Origin of the sequence: Acinetobacter sp. Res13-Abat-PEC15-P4-01 (assembly GCF_015676285.1) — a bacterium.
Lineage (GTDB): Bacteria > Pseudomonadota > Gammaproteobacteria > Pseudomonadales > Moraxellaceae > Acinetobacter > Acinetobacter nematophilus.
Window position 1 is genome coordinate 1 of the sequence record NZ_JADAIN010000038.1, and the last position, 21,964, is coordinate 21,964.

19 protein-coding genes are annotated in these 21,964 nt (G+C 36.7%); 13 read left to right on the forward strand and 6 right to left on the reverse strand.

Annotation, left to right across the window (positions count from 1 at the left end):
- Nucleotides 1-126: 126 nt before the first annotated feature.
- The 3 genes from IMO47_RS14150 to metG all read right to left on the reverse strand — a co-directional run bounded on the left by IMO47_RS14150 (nt 127) and on the right by metG (nt 3,865).
- Nucleotides 127-1,104: an MBL fold metallo-hydrolase gene (locus IMO47_RS14150; protein WP_196077475.1), complete on the reverse strand. Its 978-nt coding sequence runs from the start codon at nt 1,102-1,104 to the stop codon at nt 127-129.
- 133 nt (nt 1,105-1,237) lie between these two features.
- Nucleotides 1,238-1,723: a hypothetical protein gene (locus tag IMO47_RS14155; protein ID WP_196077474.1), complete on the reverse strand. Its 486-nt coding sequence runs from the start codon at nt 1,721-1,723 to the stop codon at nt 1,238-1,240.
- Nucleotides 1,724-1,807: 84 nt separating this feature from the next.
- Nucleotides 1,808-3,865, reverse strand: coding sequence for a methionine--tRNA ligase (gene metG, locus IMO47_RS14160; RefSeq protein WP_196077473.1), 2,058 nt, complete (start codon nt 3,863-3,865; stop codon nt 1,808-1,810).
- Between the two features lie 179 nt (nt 3,866-4,044).
- Between metG and IMO47_RS14165 the strand changes: the two genes are divergently transcribed.
- Nucleotides 4,045-4,845 (forward strand): hypothetical protein, encoded by an 801-nt coding sequence (locus IMO47_RS14165; RefSeq protein WP_196077476.1) that lies wholly within the window; start codon nt 4,045-4,047, stop codon nt 4,843-4,845.
- Between the two features lie 342 nt (nt 4,846-5,187).
- Entirely contained in the window at nt 5,188-5,484 is a 297-nt protein-coding gene (locus tag IMO47_RS14170) for a putative quinol monooxygenase (RefSeq protein WP_196077472.1), read from the forward strand.
- A gap of 13 nt (nt 5,485-5,497) precedes the next feature.
- On the opposite strand, the gene IMO47_RS14175 is transcribed toward IMO47_RS14170, so the two are convergent.
- Entirely contained in the window at nt 5,498-5,716 is a 219-nt protein-coding gene (locus tag IMO47_RS14175) for a DUF6500 family protein (RefSeq protein WP_196077471.1), read from the reverse strand.
- A 170-nt stretch (nt 5,717-5,886) separates the two neighbouring features.
- Between IMO47_RS14175 and IMO47_RS14180 the strand changes: the two genes are divergently transcribed.
- Nucleotides 5,887-6,084, forward strand: a complete 198-nt coding sequence (locus IMO47_RS14180; protein WP_196077470.1) for a hypothetical protein — start codon at nt 5,887-5,889, stop codon at nt 6,082-6,084.
- A 141-nt stretch (nt 6,085-6,225) separates the two neighbouring features.
- Here the strand turns inward: IMO47_RS14180 and IMO47_RS14185 are convergent, their stop codons facing one another.
- Nucleotides 6,226-6,423, reverse strand: coding sequence for a hypothetical protein (locus IMO47_RS14185; protein WP_227552392.1), 198 nt, complete (start codon nt 6,421-6,423; stop codon nt 6,226-6,228).
- A gap of 340 nt (nt 6,424-6,763) precedes the next feature.
- Between IMO47_RS14185 and apbC the strand changes: the two genes are divergently transcribed.
- Entirely contained in the window at nt 6,764-8,017 is a 1,254-nt protein-coding gene (gene apbC / locus IMO47_RS14190; RefSeq protein ID WP_196077469.1) for an iron-sulfur cluster carrier protein ApbC, read from the forward strand.
- 552 nt (nt 8,018-8,569) lie between these two features.
- Nucleotides 8,570-9,445 (forward strand): 5'-methylthioadenosine/S-adenosylhomocysteine nucleosidase, encoded by an 876-nt coding sequence (locus tag IMO47_RS14195; RefSeq protein ID WP_196077468.1) that lies wholly within the window; start codon nt 8,570-8,572, stop codon nt 9,443-9,445.
- Between the two features lie 26 nt (nt 9,446-9,471).
- Here the strand turns inward: IMO47_RS14195 and IMO47_RS14200 are convergent, their stop codons facing one another.
- On the reverse strand, nt 9,472-10,017 hold the full coding sequence (locus IMO47_RS14200; protein ID WP_196077467.1) for a DUF2062 domain-containing protein: 546 nt from the start codon (nt 10,015-10,017) through the stop codon (nt 9,472-9,474).
- Between the two features lie 457 nt (nt 10,018-10,474).
- Here IMO47_RS14200 and IMO47_RS14205 point away from each other — a divergent pair, with 457 nt between their 5' ends.
- The 8 genes from IMO47_RS14205 to IMO47_RS14240 all read left to right on the forward strand — a co-directional run bounded on the left by IMO47_RS14205 (nt 10,475) and on the right by IMO47_RS14240 (nt 21,906).
- Nucleotides 10,475-11,068, forward strand: coding sequence for a LysE family translocator (locus IMO47_RS14205; protein WP_196077466.1), 594 nt, complete (start codon nt 10,475-10,477; stop codon nt 11,066-11,068).
- 133 nt (nt 11,069-11,201) lie between these two features.
- Nucleotides 11,202-11,771, forward strand: coding sequence for a dCTP deaminase (dcd, locus tag IMO47_RS14210; protein ID WP_004827590.1), 570 nt, complete (start codon nt 11,202-11,204; stop codon nt 11,769-11,771).
- 351 nt (nt 11,772-12,122) lie between these two features.
- A complete protein-coding gene (locus IMO47_RS14215; RefSeq protein WP_196075842.1) occupies nt 12,123-13,481 on the forward strand; it encodes a hypothetical protein in 1,359 nt (452 codons plus the stop codon).
- Between the two features lie 930 nt (nt 13,482-14,411).
- Nucleotides 14,412-15,782: a hypothetical protein gene (locus IMO47_RS14220; RefSeq protein WP_196077175.1), complete on the forward strand. Its 1,371-nt coding sequence runs from the start codon at nt 14,412-14,414 to the stop codon at nt 15,780-15,782.
- 258 nt (nt 15,783-16,040) lie between these two features.
- On the forward strand, nt 16,041-17,597 hold the full coding sequence (locus IMO47_RS14225; protein ID WP_196077421.1) for a hypothetical protein: 1,557 nt from the start codon (nt 16,041-16,043) through the stop codon (nt 17,595-17,597).
- A gap of 16 nt (nt 17,598-17,613) precedes the next feature.
- Nucleotides 17,614-18,366 carry a hypothetical protein gene (locus IMO47_RS14230; RefSeq protein ID WP_196077422.1) on the forward strand — a complete coding sequence of 251 codons (753 nt, stop codon included), beginning with the start codon at nt 17,614-17,616 and terminating at the stop codon, nt 18,364-18,366.
- 25 nt (nt 18,367-18,391) lie between these two features.
- Entirely contained in the window at nt 18,392-20,863 is a 2,472-nt protein-coding gene (locus IMO47_RS14235; protein WP_196077420.1) for a DUF6160 family protein, read from the forward strand.
- A 95-nt stretch (nt 20,864-20,958) separates the two neighbouring features.
- Entirely contained in the window at nt 20,959-21,906 is a 948-nt protein-coding gene (locus tag IMO47_RS14240; RefSeq protein WP_196077419.1) for a DUF6160 family protein, read from the forward strand.
- Nucleotides 21,907-21,964 lie beyond the last annotated feature (58 nt).

The following is a 21,964-nucleotide window of genomic DNA, read 5'->3' on the forward strand; positions in this document are numbered from 1 at the left end:
GTAAATGAAAGAAAATAAAAAGATGAGATGAAACAACAAGAAAAATTGGAAAGATGAGTATATAAGGTAAATAAAAAGCTCAACTCAGGGTAAGCTTTCAATTGATTGTGGTTAAAGAACAAATAATCAGTCTTTAAAGTGTATCGGAATCCATTGATAACTTTTCCCATCTGCTGAGTAGATATGACCAATGCCTGGGAAAGGTAAGTGGGGGGCGGCAATAGTCTGTCCATTTTTAGCATAATCTGCAAATTGTTTTAAACGTGTTTGCACAGCCATTTTAGGATCGATATCATATTCTATTGCTGTTTCAGGTTTATCAAATTGAACAGTATGAGAATGCACAATATCGCCAATGAAGATAACATCTTCATCTGTAGTTTTGAGTTTGTAGCTGATGTGACCTGGTGTATGACCAGCGGTATTGATTACTTCAAAACCATGGATATTATCACCAAGCTTAAAGGTCTTAAATTGCTGTTTTACTTGATAAGGTGCAAGTGCGGTTTTGATTTTCTCTACAGTTGCTAGATAATTCTCGCGTTTATCCTGTGCAATTTTTTCTACTTGTTTAGGGGTTAGCCAATAGTTCGCTTCACTTTCTGAAACGTAAATTGTGGCATTCGGAAAGTTAGCAATCCCATTTTTAGTGATACCACAGGAATGATCAGAGTGTAAATGAGTCAGTAGAATTGTATTGACTTGCTCTGGTTGATAACCCGAAGCTTTTAGATTCTTCAGCACAGAACCTAGGTGAGCACCAAAACAGTCAGCAGTACCACTATCGACTAATACCAGAGACTTTCCTGTATTGACCAGAAAAGCATTTATTGAAGTTTGTACACCTTTGGCTTGATCAGCGTGGTATTTTTTTAAAATTTCTTGAACCTTGTCTGATGAAATACCTTTAAAAAGTGTTGGCGACATGAAGTTTGTGCCATCCAGTAAGGCTGTAATTTGTATATTGCCGACTTGATGTTGGTAAAAACCAGAAACTTGCTGCTGTTGCTCAATAATCGGTAAAGTTTTCTGAACATCTGCCTTTGATCCAAGAGAAAATAAACAAACGCAGAGTACTGACAAGGATTGAACAATATTTTTCATTGGCTATGATCAAAATTAATTTAATGAATTATTTTTTAGCATGGATTGAACTGTGATTGAGCTTTTTAATGATGAAAAAAACTCTGCTTTTGTAAGCGAATTTTTTATGAGTTTCAAAAAATATATAAGCACTTCAATCTATTTGCTGATTGTTTTGGAGTCTTTTCCATTCAATAACAGTGCAAATTAAGGTTGTAGGGAGGATGAGAACAAACTGCAAATAACTAAATATGAATAGAGGCGATGAGCTGAGTATGGCAAAAATAACAATAAAAGGGGCAAGCATTAAGCCTAAAATTCCACCATAGATCATGCATTGTATTAAGGATATTTGAACGAGTTTTTGTTTGAAGAAGTGCTGGAACAACCATTGAGTAATCAGTGCTGGAATAATGCCAAGTAGATAACCAAATGGCATAATTAAAAATAATCCACCGATCATTGGAAATATGATTGAGGGGGTAAGAATACCTTGTAGAAATCGTATGGGATCATCGAACATAATGTGGCTATGAAATGTGATCGCAATAATCAATGTGCCAATAAATGGTCCCCAGATGACAAATGCTGATCTTTGCCATTTGGGCTTTTGCTGAAGGATGGTTTTTGTAATAGTCATGTTGTAGCTTTGATCTTTTTCTTGAACACTAGCATAAAAAAAGGCTTCAGAAGAAGCCTTTTTAAACCATTTGATTGCTGTTGATTAAGAGACTTTGTCACCAGCCTTTGCGCCAGACTCGGGTGAAATGACCCAAACGCCCTCACCATTTCCAGCAGCGAGCACCATTCCATTAGAAATACCAAAACGCATTTTACGTGGAGCAAGATTTGCAACCATCACGACTAATTTGCCTGTTAAATCTTCAGGCGCATAGAATTCACGAATTCCGCTGAATACATTGCGTGGCTCCGTTTCGCCAACATTTAAGGTCAGTTGAAGTAATTTATCTGATCCTTCAACATGGGCAGCATCTAAAACTTCTGCTACACGTAGATCAATTTTGATAAAGTCTTCGATACCAATAATTTCAGCTTCACCTACTTTAGGCTCAGGCTTTTTCTCGGCTTTCTTTTCTTTTTTCTTTTCAGCTTTAGGTTCTACAGCAGGTGTACCCAAAGACTCTTTAGATGCATCAACCATCGCTGCAACTGCTTTAGGATCTACACGCTGCATTAACGGTTGGAACAAAGCAATTTCATGTGAGATTAAAATGTTTTGACGTGAAGCAAAATCAAAATGTGCGAGTTTTAAGAAATCTTGGACTTGTTGAGCAAGTGTTGGTAAAACAGGGGCTAAATAAACGGCCAATTGGCGGAAAAGGTTGATACCCACAGAACATACATCATGAACCTGTTGTTCTTCACCTTCAACTTTGGCCAATGCCCATGGTTTTTTCTCATCAATATATTGATTTGCACGGTCTGCCAGTGCCATGATTTCACGAATTGCTGTAGAAAATTCACGAGCTTCATAAGCCTTAGCAATCGAATCGCCTGCATCAATAAAACTCTGTACCAATTCAGGCTCTACACAAGTTACAGACAATTTATTCTCAAACTTGGTATTAATGAATTTTGCACAACGGCTGGCAATGTTGACGACTTTACCTACTAAGTCAGAGTTGACTTTCTGTACAAAATCATCAAGATTTAAATCAGAATCTTCAACTTTATCAGATAGTTTAGACGCAAAGTAATAGCGTAAATATTCTGGATTCAAGTGTTGTAAGTAGGTTTCAGCTTTAATGAACGTGCCTCGTGATTTTGACATCTTTTGACCGTTCACTGTCAAGAATCCATTTACAAACAAACCTGTAGGCGTACGGTAGTTTGCACCTTCAAGCATCGCAGGCCAGAACAAGGCGTGGAAATAAACGATGTCTTTACCAATGAAATGATACACTTCATTTTTAGAATCTTTTTTCCAATAATCATCAAAGCTCAATTCTGGACGTTTGGTTTTGATGTAATTTTCAAAACTCGACATATAACCAATAGGTGCATCAACCCATACATAGAAATATTTGTTGGGTGCGTCTGGAATTTCAAAGCCAAAATATGGGGCATCACGAGAAATATCCCAATCATTTAAACCATTCTCAAACCATTCATCTAACTTATTTGCGATAGACACGGGTAAACGACCTTGATCACGTGTCCATTTTTGGAGATATTCCGCAAAATTCGGCAGTTTGAAAAAGTAATGATCCGATGATTTTTCAACTGGTGTTGAGCCACTTAAAGTTGAGCGTGGATTCAACAGTTCTGTCGCATTGTATGTGGTTCCACAGACTTCACATGAGTCGCCATACTGATCTTCAGCTTTACATTTTGGGCAAGTCCCTTTAATGAAGCGATCAGAAAGAAACATGTTTTTTTCAGGATCAAATAATTGTGTTACAGGACGAATCGCGATATTTCCTGCTTCACGGTTTTTGATATAAATTTCTTCAGAACGTACCTTATTTTCATCACTGTTGGTTGAATCATAGTGATCAAAATGCACACCAAAACCATCAAAATCACGAATGTGTTCTTTCTGAACATTGGCAATTTGTGCTTCAGGTGTAATTCCATTGGCTTCAGCACGAAGCATGATTGCTGTACCATGAGCATCGTCCGCACATACATAAGTCACATCATGACCCATTGCACGCATGGCACGAACCCAGATATCTGCTTGGATGTAGCCGAGTAGATGACCCATATGAATAGGACCATTTGCGTATGGAAGGGCGTTAGTGACTAAAATATTTCGCACGGATATAACTCTCTTTCTCAAAGTTAAGGCAAGGGTATTGATTTTAACGTAATTGCTATCAAGATGCACAACAGAATAGGTGAATTCTTTTTAAATGTAGATTTTTATCCATATTCATCTACCAAACCATTTATTATTATAGAATCAATGATTGAAGTATGCCCAAGAGTAATAACGTGATGATTGATGAAGATTATTGTGATGATGATCAACCTGTAATTCGTATTGCACAAAATCAAAAAACAAAAGTGCAGCTTGAAAAAAATATTTTAAAAGAAGCAGAATACTATCTGGAGGACATTTCTGAAGATGAACATCAGTTTTTAATTCGAACGCTCAGAGATATTGCCCAAGAAGAAAATTATTTCGATGTACTTGCTGATCAACTCGACCAGCCTGTGGGTGCGAAGGTGGCTAACGATGCATTAAATCTTCTGTACTTTTGGCAACTTATCCATGAGGCAAAAGAGGTTTCAGCGTTTAATCTTTTGGATGTGATCAATACTGAATTTTTTCAATCGAGTTTGCTGGATGCATTTGATCAATTAGATATTGGTGCATCAAAACCTCAATACAAAGCAGTATTAGAACAAAGTTTTAAACTCTATGAATTAAAATTCTATGCAGGATGTATTCCTTTGCTATATGCGCAGTTGGAAGGTTTATTGACAGCGGTTCTGGTTCAAAATGGTTACCTAAAACAGCAAGAAACCAAGTTTATTGATGTTTATAAAATCGTACCGGGATTAAAAGGGCATGAGATTAAGAGCTTATGGCATAAAGTCAAAATCGCCAATGAATGGAATCATTACTTTTTAGAGCTGGCAGCATACAAAATGGACAACAGTTCAACAGTGAGTATGACGCGCCATAATATTTTGCATGGTACAGAGCTGAGTCATTTTAATCAGGGGCGTAGCTTTGTATTGTTTATTTGGTTATTTAGCGCTGTAAGTTTTATGAGTTCATTAAAATCTTAGTCAGCAAATATCAAAGAATTCACCTTAATTTCATCTCGAAATCTAATATTTTATGTTGATGTTTTAGACGCTGAAGCCAAGATCGAACAAGGGGAATGGAATTCGATCTTGGTATTTATGTAAAATATCTAGATTGCTAATGATTAATAAAAAAACTATGAGTCAAGGACGTATCCGATCTAAAAATCTAAAATATTTGTTTATCACTATCTATTAAATAAGAAGTTGTCCTTTTGAGCGTTATTTTGTTTAAAAAACATAGGATTCATGAGTGTTGATTGATCTATTTAGTCGGATTTTCTGTAATATCTTCAATGAATGATTTAAGACAGGTTTTGATTGATGCTTAAACTGATAGCCGAAGACTTTATTCAAGTGGATAAAATTGATTTGGTTTTGCCTCTATATCAAGAATTAGTTGAAAAGACCAAACAAGAAGCAGGTTGCATTGCCTATGATTTATATCATGATTTACGAAATACAGGTCATTTTGTATTTGTTGAAGAATGGATTGACCGCGCTGCACTAGATGCGCATGTTCAATCAGAACATTTTCAGCGATTGGTGCCTCTAATTGACCAATACATAAGACAAAAAGGCATTTTTACCCATATGCAGCATTACCATGAATTATTTTAAAACCTCAAAGTGTTTATTGTTCATTTTCAATCATGTTTTTAATTTTACTTGCCTTTTCAAAATGATCGAGTTTATGGGTTTTAATCCACCATTCTGCAACCTGCATTAATGTTTCTGGGTCATCATTTTTATTAGCAAAAAATGCATAAAAGGATAATCCCACTTGATCGCCTTTTTTTGCAATTTTCTCATTGCATATTCGAATAATTTTGTCTTTGATCACTTGTTGCATAAATTAGAATGAAGATATTGATTCTAATTTGACTATTTTATTCATTTTGAAACAAAAAGATACATCGCTACATTCTGTAGATGAATTGTTTCTGAAATGCAGTTTTTGACGTTTTATCTTGATTCTGTTGCTATAAATAATAGGTAACTTAATCAAAATAGGAACGACAGATGACAAACTTAGACGATTTAAAAAATAAAGCTTCTGAAGTAATTGATGATGTAAAGTTAAAGGCAAAAGAAGCAAAATTAAGTGCTGAAAAAGTAGCTGATGATTTAAAGCATAAAGCCAAAGAAACCTTGCTTAAAGGTGAGCAAAAAGTGAATGATTTGAAACACAAAAATGATGATGAGACTGATAAGAGTTAATTTTAAAGCCACTGAAAAATGATTTTTCAGTGGCTTTAAATTATGGCGTTTTAGGCGTCCATTCAATTTGACGAATCTGATTGTCAATGATCGTAAAGGTATAATTAATCAGTTCAATTTCATAAGTATAATTAAAAACAGTCATGGTAGTTTTGCCTTCTTTTTTTCATAAGTCTGAATAAAAATTGGCGATTGAGCAATGCGTGTATTCATATCTGCAAAACTGTCGCCTATTGAAATCAATTGTCCAGAAGATGTACGTACAGTATTGGTCAATGTTCCTGCAAAAATAGAACCGCAAATAAAGAAAGAAAGTGTAAAAGCATGGCGTAGTTTCAACAACAGTAAACCTTCTTATTATAAAAATTGGATTATAAAAATTGGAAATCCCACTATCACTTTTTTTCAGTGTGTTCTGTACTGAATTGAGAGGTTTAAAAGACAATATCGATATAGATTTAACCCGCAGTATTTAGAATCCAGGATGATAAAATTGCTGACTAACTAGATGAAGAATAACTAGATGAAGAAACAGCAGTCATATGCACAAAACTGACTAAATCAGTAGGATCAATAAAGACATTCAAAAAGCTGAATAGAAGTTTGCTTACCCTCAGCTCAAATTACAGTTAAACTATAGTTTCAGTATTTGTTGTATTTGCAAACTTGGAGCAAATCTATGTCTTGGCTTTCTTCACTTAAATCAGTTTTTTCTCCTGCGCAGGAGGTGAGAGAGGAAGAAGTCCAATCTGTTTTGCAAAACTACATGTTGCCAAACTCGAACAATGCGTTAAAGGATCGCATTACCCAAGTGAATGTTGTTGGACGGGTATTGCAGCTTACGATCAATACATATCCCACTGAAGCAGAAGACTTACAGAAAATCCATGATGATCTTGCCGATAGTTTAGAAAAATGCGGTATCCAAGAGTTGAATATGCATGTGATTCAGCAAAAAATTCAGCATGACTCAAGTTGCTCTAGTGAACAACATGGAAAAGCAGGGCATCGTTGTTCCAGTCAGACTAAAGCAGAAAATAGTAAATTACCACCAGTCGTTGATGCTTCACCGCAGCCTGTTCCAGCAGAAGTTGATCCCAATAACCCACCCATTCAGAAAACCGCACCTCTACAACGGGATATTCCTAAACATCCACGCATACAAAATGTTATTTTGATCTCATCGGGTAAAGGCGGGGTAGGAAAATCGACAACTACGGTAAATATAGCGCTCGCGCTCAACTCGTTAGGTTTAAAAGTTGGCGTTTTAGATGCAGATATTTATGGACCCAGCATACCGACGATGTTGGGCAATGCTGGACAGACACCCAAAATTGAAGGGGAACACTTTGTTCCTCTTGAAGCATATGGAATGGCAGTCCTTTCAATCGGACATTTGATTGGCAAAGAAAATACCCCAGTTGCATGGCGTGGTGCAAAGGCCACAGGTGCATTGATGCAACTGTTTAATCAGGCCTTATGGCCTGACCTTGACGTATTGGTGATTGATATGCCACCAGGTACAGGTGATATCCAATTGACCCTTGCACAGCGTATTCCTGTAACTGGTGCGGTGATTGTAACTACACCACAAAATGTGGCTTTAATGGATGCAGTAAAAGGCATTGAGCTCTTTAATAAAGTCCAGATTCCAGTGATGGGTGTCATTGAGAATATGTCGACACATATCTGTACAAATTGTGGCCATGAAGAGCAAATTTTTGGTACAGGTGGCGGTGATCATTTGTCTGAACAATATGATATTCCATTGCTTGGTCGATTACCTTTAAATGTACAGATTCGAGAAAATGCCGATGCGGGTCATCCTTCTGTTATTGCAGGAGATGCAGCTGCGAAAAGCTATATGTTGATTGCTGAGAAAATTGCCAAAGCTCTGCCTCGCTTAGAAAAAGATCCACATAGAATTTTCTAAATTTATGCTATGCGCTAGCCTTCTTGATGTTTGTCATTTAATTCAAGTAAGGCTAGTGAGGATAATTCAATCAAATATTTAAACTGACCAGATGATAAGGTTTTTACCGGTATTCATAATACGTTCAATGGTGATGAAACAGTGCTACCCGATTGTACTATTTTAAAAAATGATCAGGTGACTACTGCAAAATATAAAAGTGGAGTGGTATACATTGGCACGATTGTTGGAAGCATGCTTTCAGATTTTGGGATTTCACATCTGTGACCAAGATTTAAACGGTTACTGCTGAACTTGGAATTGGGCAGTATAAAACCAAAATTGAATTGTGAGTTAATCATGTCATTAAATGAATTGAAGATTGGTAGTGGTTGAATGATGATTTATCTTCAGTTCATGCTGAAGGGACTGAAATCGCGCTGAATGAACTTCAAGCAGATCTAACGTATCAAAATCATTTATTATTTAATTTTGATATAAAAAATAAAATTTCTAGAATTGGTATGTTCATTGCTTAAGTATTCAGTTCTTAATTAAGCCGTTGAGCAAATAATGCAATTCAAAAAAATGATCCGTGTTCTTGGCATGTGTGGTGCCCTGCTATTGACTGCATGCAACAATGATTCAAATGATACAAGTCAAAATAGCCCTATTCAGAAAGCTTTACAACCTATTGTGATTCAAGGTGCATTACCTGTTGAGTCTGAGCAAATGGCAGCAAAATTGAATAATGCGACCGTAGAAACTGTAGGTGGATGGAAGTTTTGGAAAGGGACTTATCAAGGTTATCCTGTGATTATTTCTAAGACACGAATGGGAATGAGCAATGCGGCAGCTGCAACGGCTATCGCAATCGAGCGTTATCAGCCTATTGCCATTATCAATCAGGGAACATCGGGTGGGCATGATCCTGATTTAAAGGTCTATGATATTGTTTTAGGTCGCTACACAACCAACATTGGTGCATTTAGAACCCCTAAAAAAGCATTGGGAGAAGGTTCAAACGCTTTAGAATGGAACGAAGCCTTTGATGTACTGCCAGATGATGAATCTGATCCAGAGCCGATCGCAATTCGTAAATTTGAAGCGGATGCTGATCTTTTAATGGCAGCACACCGTGCTCAGAAGAATTATGTGCAGGGCAAGGTGGTTGAAGGTACCATCGGTTCGGCTGATGTTTGGAATAATGAATTAGATCGAATTGCATACTTACATAAAAACTATGGGACTGCGGTGGAAGAAATGGAAGCAGCATCTGTTGCACAAATTGCCAGTCAATTTAAAGTCCCATTTTTGGGTATTCGAGTGCTGTCAAATAACATTACCAATGGTGGAGCTTATGATGCAGGCACTGGCGAGGCATGCCAGCATTATGTGTTGGATGTTGTGGTTGAATATATGAAAGCTAAACAGGCGGTTTCAAAATAACAATCAAAGGTGTTGGAGATAAATTTTTAAAGAGAATGGTTTTTACGGTGATTCCATTTTCTAATCACGCTCCACCGCCAATATATACGTGTCAAGATAAATAGCAAAGATGCACATACTAAAGCTTCGATAAAAAGTCCGGTAGCTAAAATTTTTGCCAGACTAAAATCGATATGACCGTGCCCGAAGTTTTTGATCCAATGGATAATTTGGTGAAATATGCCTAGAAGCATCTCTTTATTGATCATATGTACATGATAAATTTTAGAACCAATCCAAAATGCAAAAAATAAAATTGGGACAATGGTGATTGGATTCATGATCCAGGCTAAAATTAGGCCAATCGGCAGATTTGCTTCAAATATCAATATTGAAAAAATAATGAGCAGGGTATGAAACGGAATGGGTAAAATACCCCAAAACGTACCTATAAACATTGCTTTCGAAATAGACTTTCGATTGACGTACCAAAGCTGAGGACTTAAGGCTTTTTCGCCAAAAATCTTCATGAATTTCAAATTATTGACCCGCTCTGGTGAAGGGAGCCAAGACTGAAAAAAATGCTTTGCCATAAAACTAAAGAATGAAGGAAAGGTGACTATTGTGCATCAATGTAGATAAAAACGACAACCTTTCGAACAAAATACCTGAAAGAATGAATGAGAGTTTTGGGTGAATATTAAGCAAAGAAACTGAAAATTACCTTAAAAACAGTGATATCCAGTAAAGCGTAGGTTCATTTGCTATAAACAATCCATATTTGTGTGATCAGTTTCACTTTTTTTGCTTAACTATACTGATTTAAAAGACATTATTGAAAGTTTTATTACTCAAATATGAACTTAAAAACAGCAATCATGGTTTAAATGACTTTGGAGTCTTTTGCATTATCTAGACATGTAGTTAATTGAAAATAAAATATATTTAGTTTGGTTTATGGTGTACCTTGAGATTTCTCTTACAATTATTTTTTTGCCAATTCTCACTAAAAGATTTAATCTGCGCTCAATTGATAGGTGAGGTCATTTAATGATTTCATGGTTTTTTATTGGCCTGGTGGTGACGATTCTTTTAACCCCTGGACCAACTAATACGCTTTTAGCGTCTTCTGGAATTCAAGTTGGAATTCGAAAATCTCTCGCACTTATTCCAGCTGAAGCTTTAGGATATTTTGTCTCCATCACGATTTGGGGATTGATCATCGGTACCGTGTCGAAGCAGTTTCCAAGTGTGCCTGTTATACTTAAACTATTTAGTGCGGGTTATATCCTATTTTTGGCTTTAAAATTATGGCGTACAGCAAATCAAGATGAAGGCTTTAACCAAGTCACCATCCGTGCTCGAGAGTTATTTTTAGCAACACTGTTAAATCCAAAAGCTTTGTTATTCGCTTCTGCAATTTTTCCAACCTATGTATGGCAAAATGCTTCAGCTTATACCTCTCACATGCTGGTATTCCTATTGTTGATTATTCCGATTGCATTCTTTTGGACTTTTATCGGTTCTGTGATTTGTAGCAATAAAGTGACCTGGTTGAATCAACGCAATATGCAAAGAACAGCTTCTTTGGTCCTAGTCAGCTTCACAGTACCACTCAGTTATTCTGCTCTTTTAAGTTTATAAAGTCCTTCTCGTTAAAGTCTGTGGAGATTACTTACAGACTGAGGCAAAGCTATTTCGCGAGAAACATTCCTTTCAAAAGCAATTTCAGTTAAAGTACAGCGCAGTAAACAGCACAGTTTTGGGATAGAAATAAATGGCCATTAAGTCTGATCGTTGGATTCGCGAAATGAGCGAAAAACACGGTATGATTGAACCGTATGCAGAAAACCAAGTTCGTTATGACGAACAGGGTGAGAAGCTAATTTCTTATGGCGTATCAAGCTATGGTTATGATGTCCGTTGTGCGCGTGAATTTAAAGTGTTTACCAATGTTCACTCAGCAATTGTAGATCCAAAAAATTTCGATGATCGTAGTTTTATCGATATCGAATCTGATGTATGTATTATTCCACCAAACTCATTTGCTTTAGCGCGTACAGTTGAATACTTCCGTATTCCCCGTAATGTTCTCACTGTTTGTTTAGGAAAATCGACTTACGCTCGTTGTGGGATTATTGTCAATGTCACACCACTCGAACCAGAATGGGAAGGTCATGTGACACTAGAATTTTCCAATACAACCAATTTACCAGCACGTATCTATGCAGGTGAAGGTGTGGCACAGATGTTATTCTTTGAATCGGATGAGGTTTGTGAGACATCTTATAAAGATCGTGGCGGTAAATACCAAGGTCAGACAGGTGTCACTTTACCTAAGACCTAAAAAAGAATCAGTTTAAAAAGCAAGTAAAATACTTGCTTTTTTTATGTCTGAAATTATGGATATAGCAAATATATTGTGATGTATCAATTTATTTTAATTTGAGATTTATGCTCAATAAAGTGGAGTGTTTAAAATAATTTAAATGTTTGTTAATTTATTTTAAATTAATGATTTTTATCGGAATATACAAATATTTTCTCGGTGTAAACTTTAATCTATGCTACAAATAAAATCATTAAATATATGCTAAATATAATGTGATTTATATTGTGTTATTCAGATTGGGATTGAATGAACATTTAGCATAAAGATAAAAATAAGGTCAAGCTTTGCTCAGGATGGAAGCATATTATGTCCCAGTTCAAATATTTAAGTCTCGCATTGGTTGCATTCAGTGGCTTTGTCATAGGCTCAAGCCATGCAGCTACGCTGCAGCCACTCACAGATCAGCAATTGTCAGAAACGACAGGACAGGCGTTGATGAGTCTGACCTATACATCGCCAACTGATTCAAATAACTTAGAATCTAAACGTGATGGTGGGGTAAAAAATATTGGGTTTTATAAACTGGGTTTAGAAGCTGACCTTGAACTTAATGCAAATATCAAGAAATTACAATTAGGCTGTGGTGGAGTAAATGGAGCAGGCGGGTGTGATATTGATATTGATAATCTAAGTTTGAGTGGTTTAGGAAATTCAGCAACATCAAATACAGATAGTTCTTCTGATCGAGCTGCACGTGTAGGCTCAAGTGCTGTTTTAACCAATCCTTTTATTCAATTCGCTATAAAAAACCCAAATAGTGCGTCTACTCGTGAAATCGTAGGAATTAATTTGAGTTCAGAAAAAGCAATTGGTTTGTTAACTTTTGGGCAAGAGAATACCACTACTAAAAATGGTATTAATTCTTTAAGTGGTTATATGCAAATTGCTAGAGCTGGTGGTTCAGTTAGTGTTAATTCAATGTCTGGAATTTGTTATAATACTAGCGCTAGCGGATGTACAGTGGGAACAGGTGTAGACATTACTGGAAAAGCGACAGGAACATTATGCTGTGATATTGGTATAGCTTCTCAAAAATATAATTTGAGTATCAATGTTCCCAATAAAGGTGCTTTGGATTTACCTGTTCAACCTATTACTGGAAAACGAATTTCATCAGCGAGTTTATATGGCACAGCAATTGTAAATGGAATTCAATTATCAGGAACACTTAATCCAAGATTAACAGGTTTGGGAAATATAGAATTAGGCGACAAAAATATTGTAGGAGTTCTAGATAACTTAGTGGTTAATGTTTCGATTGATGAGAATTTAGGATATTTCCATAAAGCAAGTCTAAATGGAACGCCTGCTTCCTTATCCTTGCAGTCACAAGATATTCAGTGGACAAGTGGGGTCTCTGTTGCTCAAAGAGGGTGGTGGTTGGAGTTTTCGAATCCAATAGATATCGGTGATGTTACTCCAGATGGTCCAGTAACAATCGCAACAAATACGTTGAGCGCTACGCTAGGAAAGGTAAGTGATTATTTAACTGCTCATCCTATCAATTGTGGGCTTACTGTGTTGGGATGCGTATTCAGCGGAACGATTGATACAAAGACTATGGCTCTGGGAGCTAATGCTGCTGTTCCTATGGCATTAAGTGACTTGAAATTAGTTAACCAATCTTTTACACCAAATTGTTATGGAACATTAAAGTTTTGTTAATTACAAGTTCTTCTAGATGTATCTTGAGAATGTACTGTATTAAATTTTTAAGCAAAAGTCATAAGAATAAAATCCTTTACATTAACTATATACGATGCTTTTGAGAGTTAGGCTCGCTGATAAAGCCAGCCACTTTCATTTTATAATAAGTTATTGTTCTCTTTTTCTATCTTTGAAAAATCTTGTTGAAGACTTTAGGATAATCCTCACTTAAAGATCCATAAGCAGTAAATCAATCGTGGTCAACGTACTTTATACATGACCAATTTAATCAAAGTCACAGTTATCAAATTCACATTGTTATTGATGATAATAACTGTAAATTACTGCATGTGTTGGTTGATTTTCTCTAGTAACCCAACGAGCACTTATTTTGAGATATTGAAGGTTATAGAAGTGTATAGCAAATTTTTATAATAATGGATAACTCTAGTGGTCTATTGATGGTAAGCCACCTAAATTTAAACAGTGATATGGATTCAGAGTTTCTACTTATTAAATCAATTAAAATAGGTGATTATCCTTTGCATTCTAATATTTAATTCTTATTGTGAAGTTTAATTTTAAAAAAATAGTACGAAATAAAAATCTGATAGATGACTTTAGATAAAGACATGTATTTAAAAAATGATAAAATACAGTGTCTTGGCGGAGGAAGTTATAGACTGAAGTTGATGAATTTTATAATTATATTTTTTAAGTGCTTGATAAATAATGGGTTTTATTTAATTTTTCATTTTATCGGAAATACATCAAAAATCAAAAAAAGTGTGATAATTTGCTCATATTATATTGCTCTATTGAAAATTAAAATACATTTTTACTGTTAAAGTTTGAAGTTTTATGAAGTTTTTTTTAAAACTAACTTTTGCTACTAAAAGAAATAGAGTGTGACAATTTTGAACATAGTCTAAGGATAAGGAGATGTTCATGCTTAAAATAAAACCTTTTTGTATAGCACTTATTTCTCTAAGTGTGTCTGTTGCCTACGCAAATTCAACGACTTTGCAAAGTATGTCCGATGAGCAACTTTCTGATACGACAGGTCAAGCACTGATGAGTTTGTCTTATATTGCACCGACAGATGCGACTAATCTTGAAGCTAAGCGTTTGGGCAGTGAAAAGAATGTTGGTTTTTATAAATTAGGCTTGGAAGCAGAATTAGAATTAAATGCCAATATAAAAAAGCTACAGTTGGGGTGTGGTGGTGTTAATGGTGCAGGAAACTGCGATATAGATATTGATAATTTAAGTCTAAGTGGCTTAGGGAATTCTGCAACCTCAAATACAAATAGTACGAGTGACCGAGCGGCACGTGTGGGCTCAAGTGCCGTGTTGACCAATCCTTTTATACAGTTTGCAATTAAAAACCCAAATAGTGCTTCGACGCGCGAAGTTATAGGAATTAATTTAAGTTCTGAGAAAGCTACAGGTCTTATGACGTTTGGAACTGAAAATTTAGTTGATAGTTCTAATAATGGTATCCCTAATGGGATTAATAGCCTAAGTGGGTATATGATGATCGCACCTCAAACTGGAAAGGCGACTATAAACCCATTGACAATTACACAAAACGGAGCGATGAATCCTACAGGTATAGTTCTTGCGGGTAAAGCATGTAGTACGTCAATATTTGGTGGTTGTGGAGTTGTTAGAACAACTTATAAAACAACAAGTTATGATATTACATTAACCCCGTCTCAACAAGCGATTCTTAGTTTACCTCAACAGCCAATTGAAGGTAAACGTATGAGTTCTGCAATTTTGAATGCATCGACTACTGTTAATGATATTAAACTTTCTGGTCAGTTGGCAGCTGACACCACTCTTTTAGGAATTAAAATTTCGGGAGATACGAGCGGAGTTTTAAATAATCTTAAGGTAAATGCTACTATTGATGAAAGTTTAGGATTGTTTCATAAAGCAACATTAAATGGAACTCCTGTTTTGTTGTCTATGCAATCTCAAGATATTAGGTGGCCAGGAGCTGAATCTATAGCTCGTAAAGGATGGTGGCTTGAAATTTCTAATCCAATTGATATTGGTGATATTACACCCAATAAAAATATTGATATTGCTATGCCAACTGTTAAAGATGCTTTGTTAGAAGTAAATAACTTTTTGGCTGATAATTGGGTGTATTGTGGTACTTTTGCATTAAGCTGTCTTGCTGGGAATATTCCTTTGGGAACAGCAAATTTACCAAATAATGCCAATGCAGTTGATATGGCAATGAAAAATTTATCATTAAAAAATCAAAATTTTACCCCAAACTGTTATGGTACTTTAAAATTCTGTTAAACATGATCATCAAATTTAAAAAGCAATAGAAGCAAATGTTCTATTGCTTTTTTTCTATTTTTTAAAATTACGTTTATCGGAAAATCGTGTATTTTACATAAAAGACTTTGGCATAATGAAAAATATTGCATAAGATAAAGTGTGATATAGATAACACAACTGTATGGGTAGGGAAAGACCATAATGTACAGTGATGTAGAGATTAAGAAATAAAATAAAATATGGTGCGGAGCATCGTATAACACAGGAAGGTCATAGATGACTACACTCAATTATACGGCAAAATTTCATAAAACAGTTTTGGCTGGTTTTGTTGGCTTAGCCATTGCCCAATCGTGCTTCGCATTGGAAGTCATGTCTGATGAAAAACTAAGTGATACCACAGGTGAAGGTATCGCCTTATTACCTAAAGATGCCTATATGGTGTTTCAAGGTGCCGGCGTAAACCAGTCGCAAAATACAATACTGACCGATCGTAGTTTAGATACCGGATATATTTATTATGTGCCTGTAGGGCCGTTGTCATCAATCGTACAAGATACCAATAAAGATGGCGTTGTGAATAGCAGTGATCACTCAGTGGGTAAGGCAGATTTATATTTATACGGTTTAGCTTTGTCTAAAAATGCAACCAATAATGCAAATCTACGGTTGGATTCAGGACAAACGAGTGGTGTAGCAAATGCTGCAATTAAAAGTTGGGGAACTGCAACAAATCCTTGGATATTTAATGTAAAAACGGATCAAAATATTCCAGATTTTGGTACAGGGAGTAATTCGGTAACCTATTTAAATTTTGAAGCACCATTATATGAAAATATCTATACATTTGCGGCTGATAAAAGGACCGTGACTACAAATGCATTTGTCAATGATGCAGGCGGTGAGGATGCATATAACCTTAAACTAGCGCTATGGGCAGATGGTTTCGTACGTGATCAAAGTAAACCAGATAAGGACTCAAACCAATTTAATTTAGGTGAGGGATTTAGTACAACCGCAACAGGACGTGCAAACCGTATTCGTTTACAGGGTATTTTTAATGGTTTTGGACTGAATGGCAGTAAAATTCAACTGTTCCAGACACTAGGCGGTGCGACCAATACAGGTGGGATGAGTGCTTTCTATAATAATACTTTAGGACTCGCTGGCGTTATACGGTTGAATAGTGGTGATGGTTCTAAATTATTGGGAACATCTACATCAAATTCGTGGACTATGCCTGTAAACTTGATGAATCATGTGTTGCGTTTAAGTACCCAAGAATGTGGGGTAGGAAACTTGAATGGCTGTACAACAGGTACAGCGCAAGACATATTATCTACTCCTGCAATCAATGGCGGTTTAGCACCCACTTTTTCAGATAAAGAAGGTATTTATATTTATAACCTGAATACAAATTTAGTATTGGGTTCATTATATCAGCCACTTATTCTGGGTTCTGATGGAACAAATTTTAGTTTGGAACTTGCTCGAATTCCGAATAAAGAATCAATTTATAAACAGATATATACGGATTATACAGGCGCGGATACGAGCTATAAAGGATCGACTTGTAATGTTTATAATTGCGGTACAAGTTCAATTTCAGGTTACCAAGGGAGTACAGCGACGCACAGTAGTATTAGCATAGGAACCGTTTATAGTCCTGATGCCGGTAAAACTTTACTTGCTGATAAGAGTGCGGGTGCTGTTGGAATTTCATTTAATCAATTAAGCAATGCAGCAACTTCAAATGCACAGAATAATTTGGGTTCCGCGGTCATTGATGGCATGTTGATCCAACATATGAAAATAACGACTAAAGGCTTATAGGATAGGAAGAATTATGATGAAAAAAGCAGTACTCCTTATTCTCACTGGCTTATTGAGCGCCCATGCAGTTGCTCTGGAAGCGTTATCCGATCAAGATCTACAGCAAGTCGAAGGGCAGGCAGGTGCAGATTTATCTTTAAAATTGGTACTGAATCAAATTAATGCCAATGATTCATTTTACACAACCAATAATGCTTATAAGTTTGATAATGGTGTTGGTGGAGTTTGTGAGAAATTTCAATTTTGCCACTTAGCATTATCGGTAAACAATCGTTATGTAGATGCGAATGGTGTTGCGAGCAGTACTCAAGGAAAAAAACTCTGGGTGGTATTTAAAGGAATTCAGGGAACTATTAATATTCAGAAATTGGGTTTGGATGGTGCTGATTTAGTTTATAAAAATACCAATGATTTACAGATGATTAAACCAGCTGTTCAGTTATCTTTTGATGCAGATAAGCCGATACAGATCCGTAACTTTGGCTTTAACTCGCTTTCTATTGAAAAAGATGAATTCACCAGTAAAACCAATGCGGATGGAACGGTCACTGAAAATTCTTCTGGTGCAACACAAGCGCAATATGGTTATTTTAAGGCCAGTACATATGCTGCAAAACCTCAAACAACGGGTATCAATGGTTCTACCGCAAACAATTACGATACAGGTCGTGAAACTGGATTTATGGGCATGCAAATGAATGGCAATCTGGCGCTTCAGGGCAAGTTAATGATGTTCAGTTGTGATTCTGCAAGTAACAAGCGCTGCTAAATAAAATAAATCTGAGGGCTTAAGGATGAAAATACAAAAACAACGGCATGGAAAAAGATTTATTTTAAATACATTGGCATTCAGCTTATGGGTGATGCATGTGCCTGCTTACGCACTTCAGGCTCTGGATGATGGAGATCTCAGAAATGTAAATGGTCAAGACGGTGTCAATATAGAAGCGACATTAAAGGAAGCCAATATTAAAACATTGTATTGGACAGATCAAACGGGTCGTGCAGAAGCGGATGCAACGAGTCAAGCGCTTACGGCAACAGCAGATACAGTCAAGATTCAAAAAAATAGCGTTGCATCGCCATCAGATCCATTAACAGCGAATTTAAAACTGAACATGGGGAGTACAAGCGGGCAGGCTGGAGTCAATCTGGATTTATCACTCTCTCCTGTACTCATGACAGTAGATTCATTTCGGGTCTGTGACAGTGATCCAAGTGGCGCTCGCTGTAGTGCAAAAATTGGAAATTTAGCAATACAAACTTCATCGAATACAATAATCGGGTTAAAAACAGTCAATGGACTTTTGAGCAAAACGAATCAACTGGATATGACTTTAGGACTGCAGAATGCCAATATTTACCTTGGACAAACCAGTGCTGCAAATCAATTAAATCAGTTGATTTTAAAGAATTTCAACTTCAATTTTAAAGGTAAAGGATTTGCATTTGTAGATGCAGTTGAAGGCTTTAAGTTGCAAACAAACTTGGGTGCTAATACTGCAGGAAATTCTGCAACACCAAATACAACTTATGGTTATGTTGATTTAGCCCGTGTTGTTGATCCAGCCTCTACAAAAGCAGGCTTTATCAATAGTGGGACTTATGGCAATGGAACCACAACTTCCAATGCTGGTCTAAATCTTGAAATTATGGTGAATAATAAAGGCACTAATCCTACAGCGGCATCCTTATATGATGTAGATAGCTATAATACGCCAACAGGCGCGAAAGGCTTGATTCGTGTCGGTGCAAGTGGTCGTATGGTGAACAGTTCACTGCAATTCCGCGGTGTACAAAATGCAAGCAATCTTATTGGTTCTGCTGTGAATGCGACAGGTACTGATACCGGTAAAGATATTGTCGGTAGTTCTGGAATTGCATTTAGAATGAAAACAGACTTTACCAAAGATAGCGATACAATGCTTGCTGGCAGTGGTGATGCAACCACCTTAGAAATAGGCGGTGCGGGTTTAAATAGCTATGGGTTTGAATTTGGCAATTTAACAGGATTACAAAAAGATACGCGTGCATCTTTTGATACCGGCAGTGTATTTTTAAACCTAACAGACTCAAAGCAAGTGACTTTACCTGTCAATAATACATTCCAAACTTCAAGTTTTGCCAATGGTCAGTCATTAACAAATGTAAATGACTATAAACAGGATATTTATAGCACTTTGACATCGGGAAATCGGCCTTATAGTGTTGTATCTTCTATTCGAGCGGCGGCATTCCAAGCAATTTCTCGAAGAGGTCGGTTTACAACAAGTGCGGGTGTAGCAACAAATAATCTTTTTACAGATAGTGGTGTGAATAACCAATGGGGCTTGGCGCTACCATTTTATAACCTGAATGCAAACTTAGCGATGTATGGAACGACAGTTGATGCAGCAACAGCTTATTCTTATACAGCAAACGGGGCAAAAAGTAGTGTAGCGAGTTCAGGTCAAACGGCTCGGCTTGGTTTTTCATTGGGACTCACGACTGAAGGTGTTGATAAAAATGGCACCACTAAGCTAGGTAACAACACAACATCGATTATGGTGATTGATGGTGGGTTACGAAATGGTCAGCCTACAGATTATTATATGGGGCTTAGAAATATCGACATGTTACTCAAGGGAAATGGTAGCGTTGGTGTTGAAAATGGAAGTTTAAATTTAAGCTTAAAAAATATGTTGGTGGTGATGGCAGCTGAAGTCGCTGCAGGCTATTTACCTGGAACCACTTACAAGTCGTGTGCCCTTGGGGTAACGACAGCATCCGTTGCTTGTGGTAATAAAAGTGTCTCGGACCCCAATAATTTTGCAAAAAATGATGATGTACTGTTTGGCTTAAAGCTTCGTTTTGGAGGTGATATGGATTTATCACTGATTCCAGATAGTGAAATTAGAAATGATGGAACAGGAAATCGTTTAACTGTTGTGGGTGATTTGAAGTTGGCTCCAAACAATAATACGATTCAAATCAGTGACCCTGTCAATGGTTCATCACTTGGTCTGGATAACTTGACAGGTGATATTCGATTTAATAATGCGATTGTCATCAGTAAAAATCCAACTTCAGGTACAGGACAGGTTGGATTTAATGCAAGCTTCCAATTTAATCCGACACAATCAGTGGATGGTGTGTTTAGAGCGAGAGACTTAAACTTTTATCCTCCAGCTGCTTCAGGCGCATTGGTATCTGGTGCACGTTTAGGTGAAATTGCGTTGACGGGTGGTCGACTAAGCAGTGAGTTTAATATTATTCCGCGGAATTGATGCGTTATTGGTCGGGTTATGCTTTTATCGTAGTTCATTTCTGATTAGACTGTGATGTGATAGGCAGTATATAAAGTTTCCTAAGGATTAGGATAATGAAGAAAAATAACAAGCTAGGGTGTATATCACTATTGATATTGAGTCCAGTTGCAATGGCGATGCAACCCCTGGATGATCAAGGTCTTTCCCAAACAACGGGTCAGGCAGGGATTGATGTCGGTATAAATATTAGCAAAGTTCAAATCAATCAACTGTCTGTTATTGATCGTGACGGATTAGGTACAAGCGTGAATGATGCAAATAAAGCATCGCTTGTTGTTGCTGGCAAAACTGCAGCTACACTTGCAGACCAAAGTTTAAATGTGACCTTCTTGGGCGCTTCAACCACACCGACGATGAAGGTAATGTTGGATGCAGATGGAGGTACTGCAGGCAAACCATTTGCGAATATTGGTTTAAGTTTCGGCAGTAATATTACGGGTATCAAAGTTTCGCCTTTTGCACTTTATTTGGCGGGTGCAAGTTCATCTTCCGGTCCAGCAGGGTATCAATCTATTTTCACCGGAACCAGTGAAAAATCAGATGTGATTAAAATACTGAAAATGGACAATGGTTTTGACATCAATTTTGCTGCAATTAAACCTACAATGAATTTACAACTCGGCAATGCCCCTCAAGGTCGTATGCTTGCCTTTGGCGGAGCAATTCAATCCATTTGTGGCGCTGGAACGGGCTGTGCTATAGCCCTGCTGTCAGACGATAGTGATATTGGTGCAAACTTCAATTTTCAACTCACGGGTACAGATAAAACCAATGGTTTCTCTTTAAATGGTTTTTACGCAGGCGTTGAATCAAGTGGTTTTGTTTTTGGTAATACCGGCGAGTCCAGTAAATTTGATGTAGGGATCAATCAGATGATTATGGGAAACAGTGGTACCAGTACATCTACTGTGTTTAACGGTCTTCAGAATGGTTCGATGGGAAATTTTGGTGCAATTGGGACCTCAGTTACTGATTTAAAAGTCAAAATTAATGGTTTATAAATTTTAATTTTTAATTGGTTTAAATGAAAAAACCCGCAAAAAATTGCGGGTTTTTTAT

Coding starts and splice junctions, on each gene's coding strand:
- IMO47_RS14150 (WP_196077475.1), bottom strand. CDS start 1,104: ATGAAAAATATTGTTCAATCCTTGTCAGTACTCTGCGTTTGTTTATTT.
- IMO47_RS14155 (WP_196077474.1), bottom strand. CDS start 1,723: ATGACTATTACAAAAACCATCCTTCAGCAAAAGCCCAAATGGCAAAGA.
- IMO47_RS14165 (WP_196077476.1), top strand. CDS start 4,045: ATGATTGATGAAGATTATTGTGATGATGATCAACCTGTAATTCGTATT.
- IMO47_RS14170 (WP_196077472.1), top strand. CDS start 5,188: ATGCTTAAACTGATAGCCGAAGACTTTATTCAAGTGGATAAAATTGAT.
- IMO47_RS14175 (WP_196077471.1), bottom strand. CDS start 5,716: ATGCAACAAGTGATCAAAGACAAAATTATTCGAATATGCAATGAGAAA.
- IMO47_RS14180 (WP_196077470.1), top strand. CDS start 5,887: ATGACAAACTTAGACGATTTAAAAAATAAAGCTTCTGAAGTAATTGAT.
- apbC (WP_196077469.1), top strand. CDS start 6,764: ATGTCTTGGCTTTCTTCACTTAAATCAGTTTTTTCTCCTGCGCAGGAG.
- IMO47_RS14195 (WP_196077468.1), top strand. CDS start 8,570: ATGCAATTCAAAAAAATGATCCGTGTTCTTGGCATGTGTGGTGCCCTG.
- IMO47_RS14200 (WP_196077467.1), bottom strand. CDS start 10,017: ATGGCAAAGCATTTTTTTCAGTCTTGGCTCCCTTCACCAGAGCGGGTC.
- IMO47_RS14205 (WP_196077466.1), top strand. CDS start 10,475: ATGATTTCATGGTTTTTTATTGGCCTGGTGGTGACGATTCTTTTAACC.
- dcd (WP_004827590.1), top strand. CDS start 11,202: ATGGCCATTAAGTCTGATCGTTGGATTCGCGAAATGAGCGAAAAACAC.
- IMO47_RS14215 (WP_196075842.1), top strand. CDS start 12,123: ATGTCCCAGTTCAAATATTTAAGTCTCGCATTGGTTGCATTCAGTGGC.
- IMO47_RS14220 (WP_196077175.1), top strand. CDS start 14,412: ATGCTTAAAATAAAACCTTTTTGTATAGCACTTATTTCTCTAAGTGTG.
- IMO47_RS14225 (WP_196077421.1), top strand. CDS start 16,041: ATGACTACACTCAATTATACGGCAAAATTTCATAAAACAGTTTTGGCT.
- IMO47_RS14230 (WP_196077422.1), top strand. CDS start 17,614: ATGAAAAAAGCAGTACTCCTTATTCTCACTGGCTTATTGAGCGCCCAT.
- IMO47_RS14235 (WP_196077420.1), top strand. CDS start 18,392: ATGAAAATACAAAAACAACGGCATGGAAAAAGATTTATTTTAAATACA.
- IMO47_RS14240 (WP_196077419.1), top strand. CDS start 20,959: ATGAAGAAAAATAACAAGCTAGGGTGTATATCACTATTGATATTGAGT.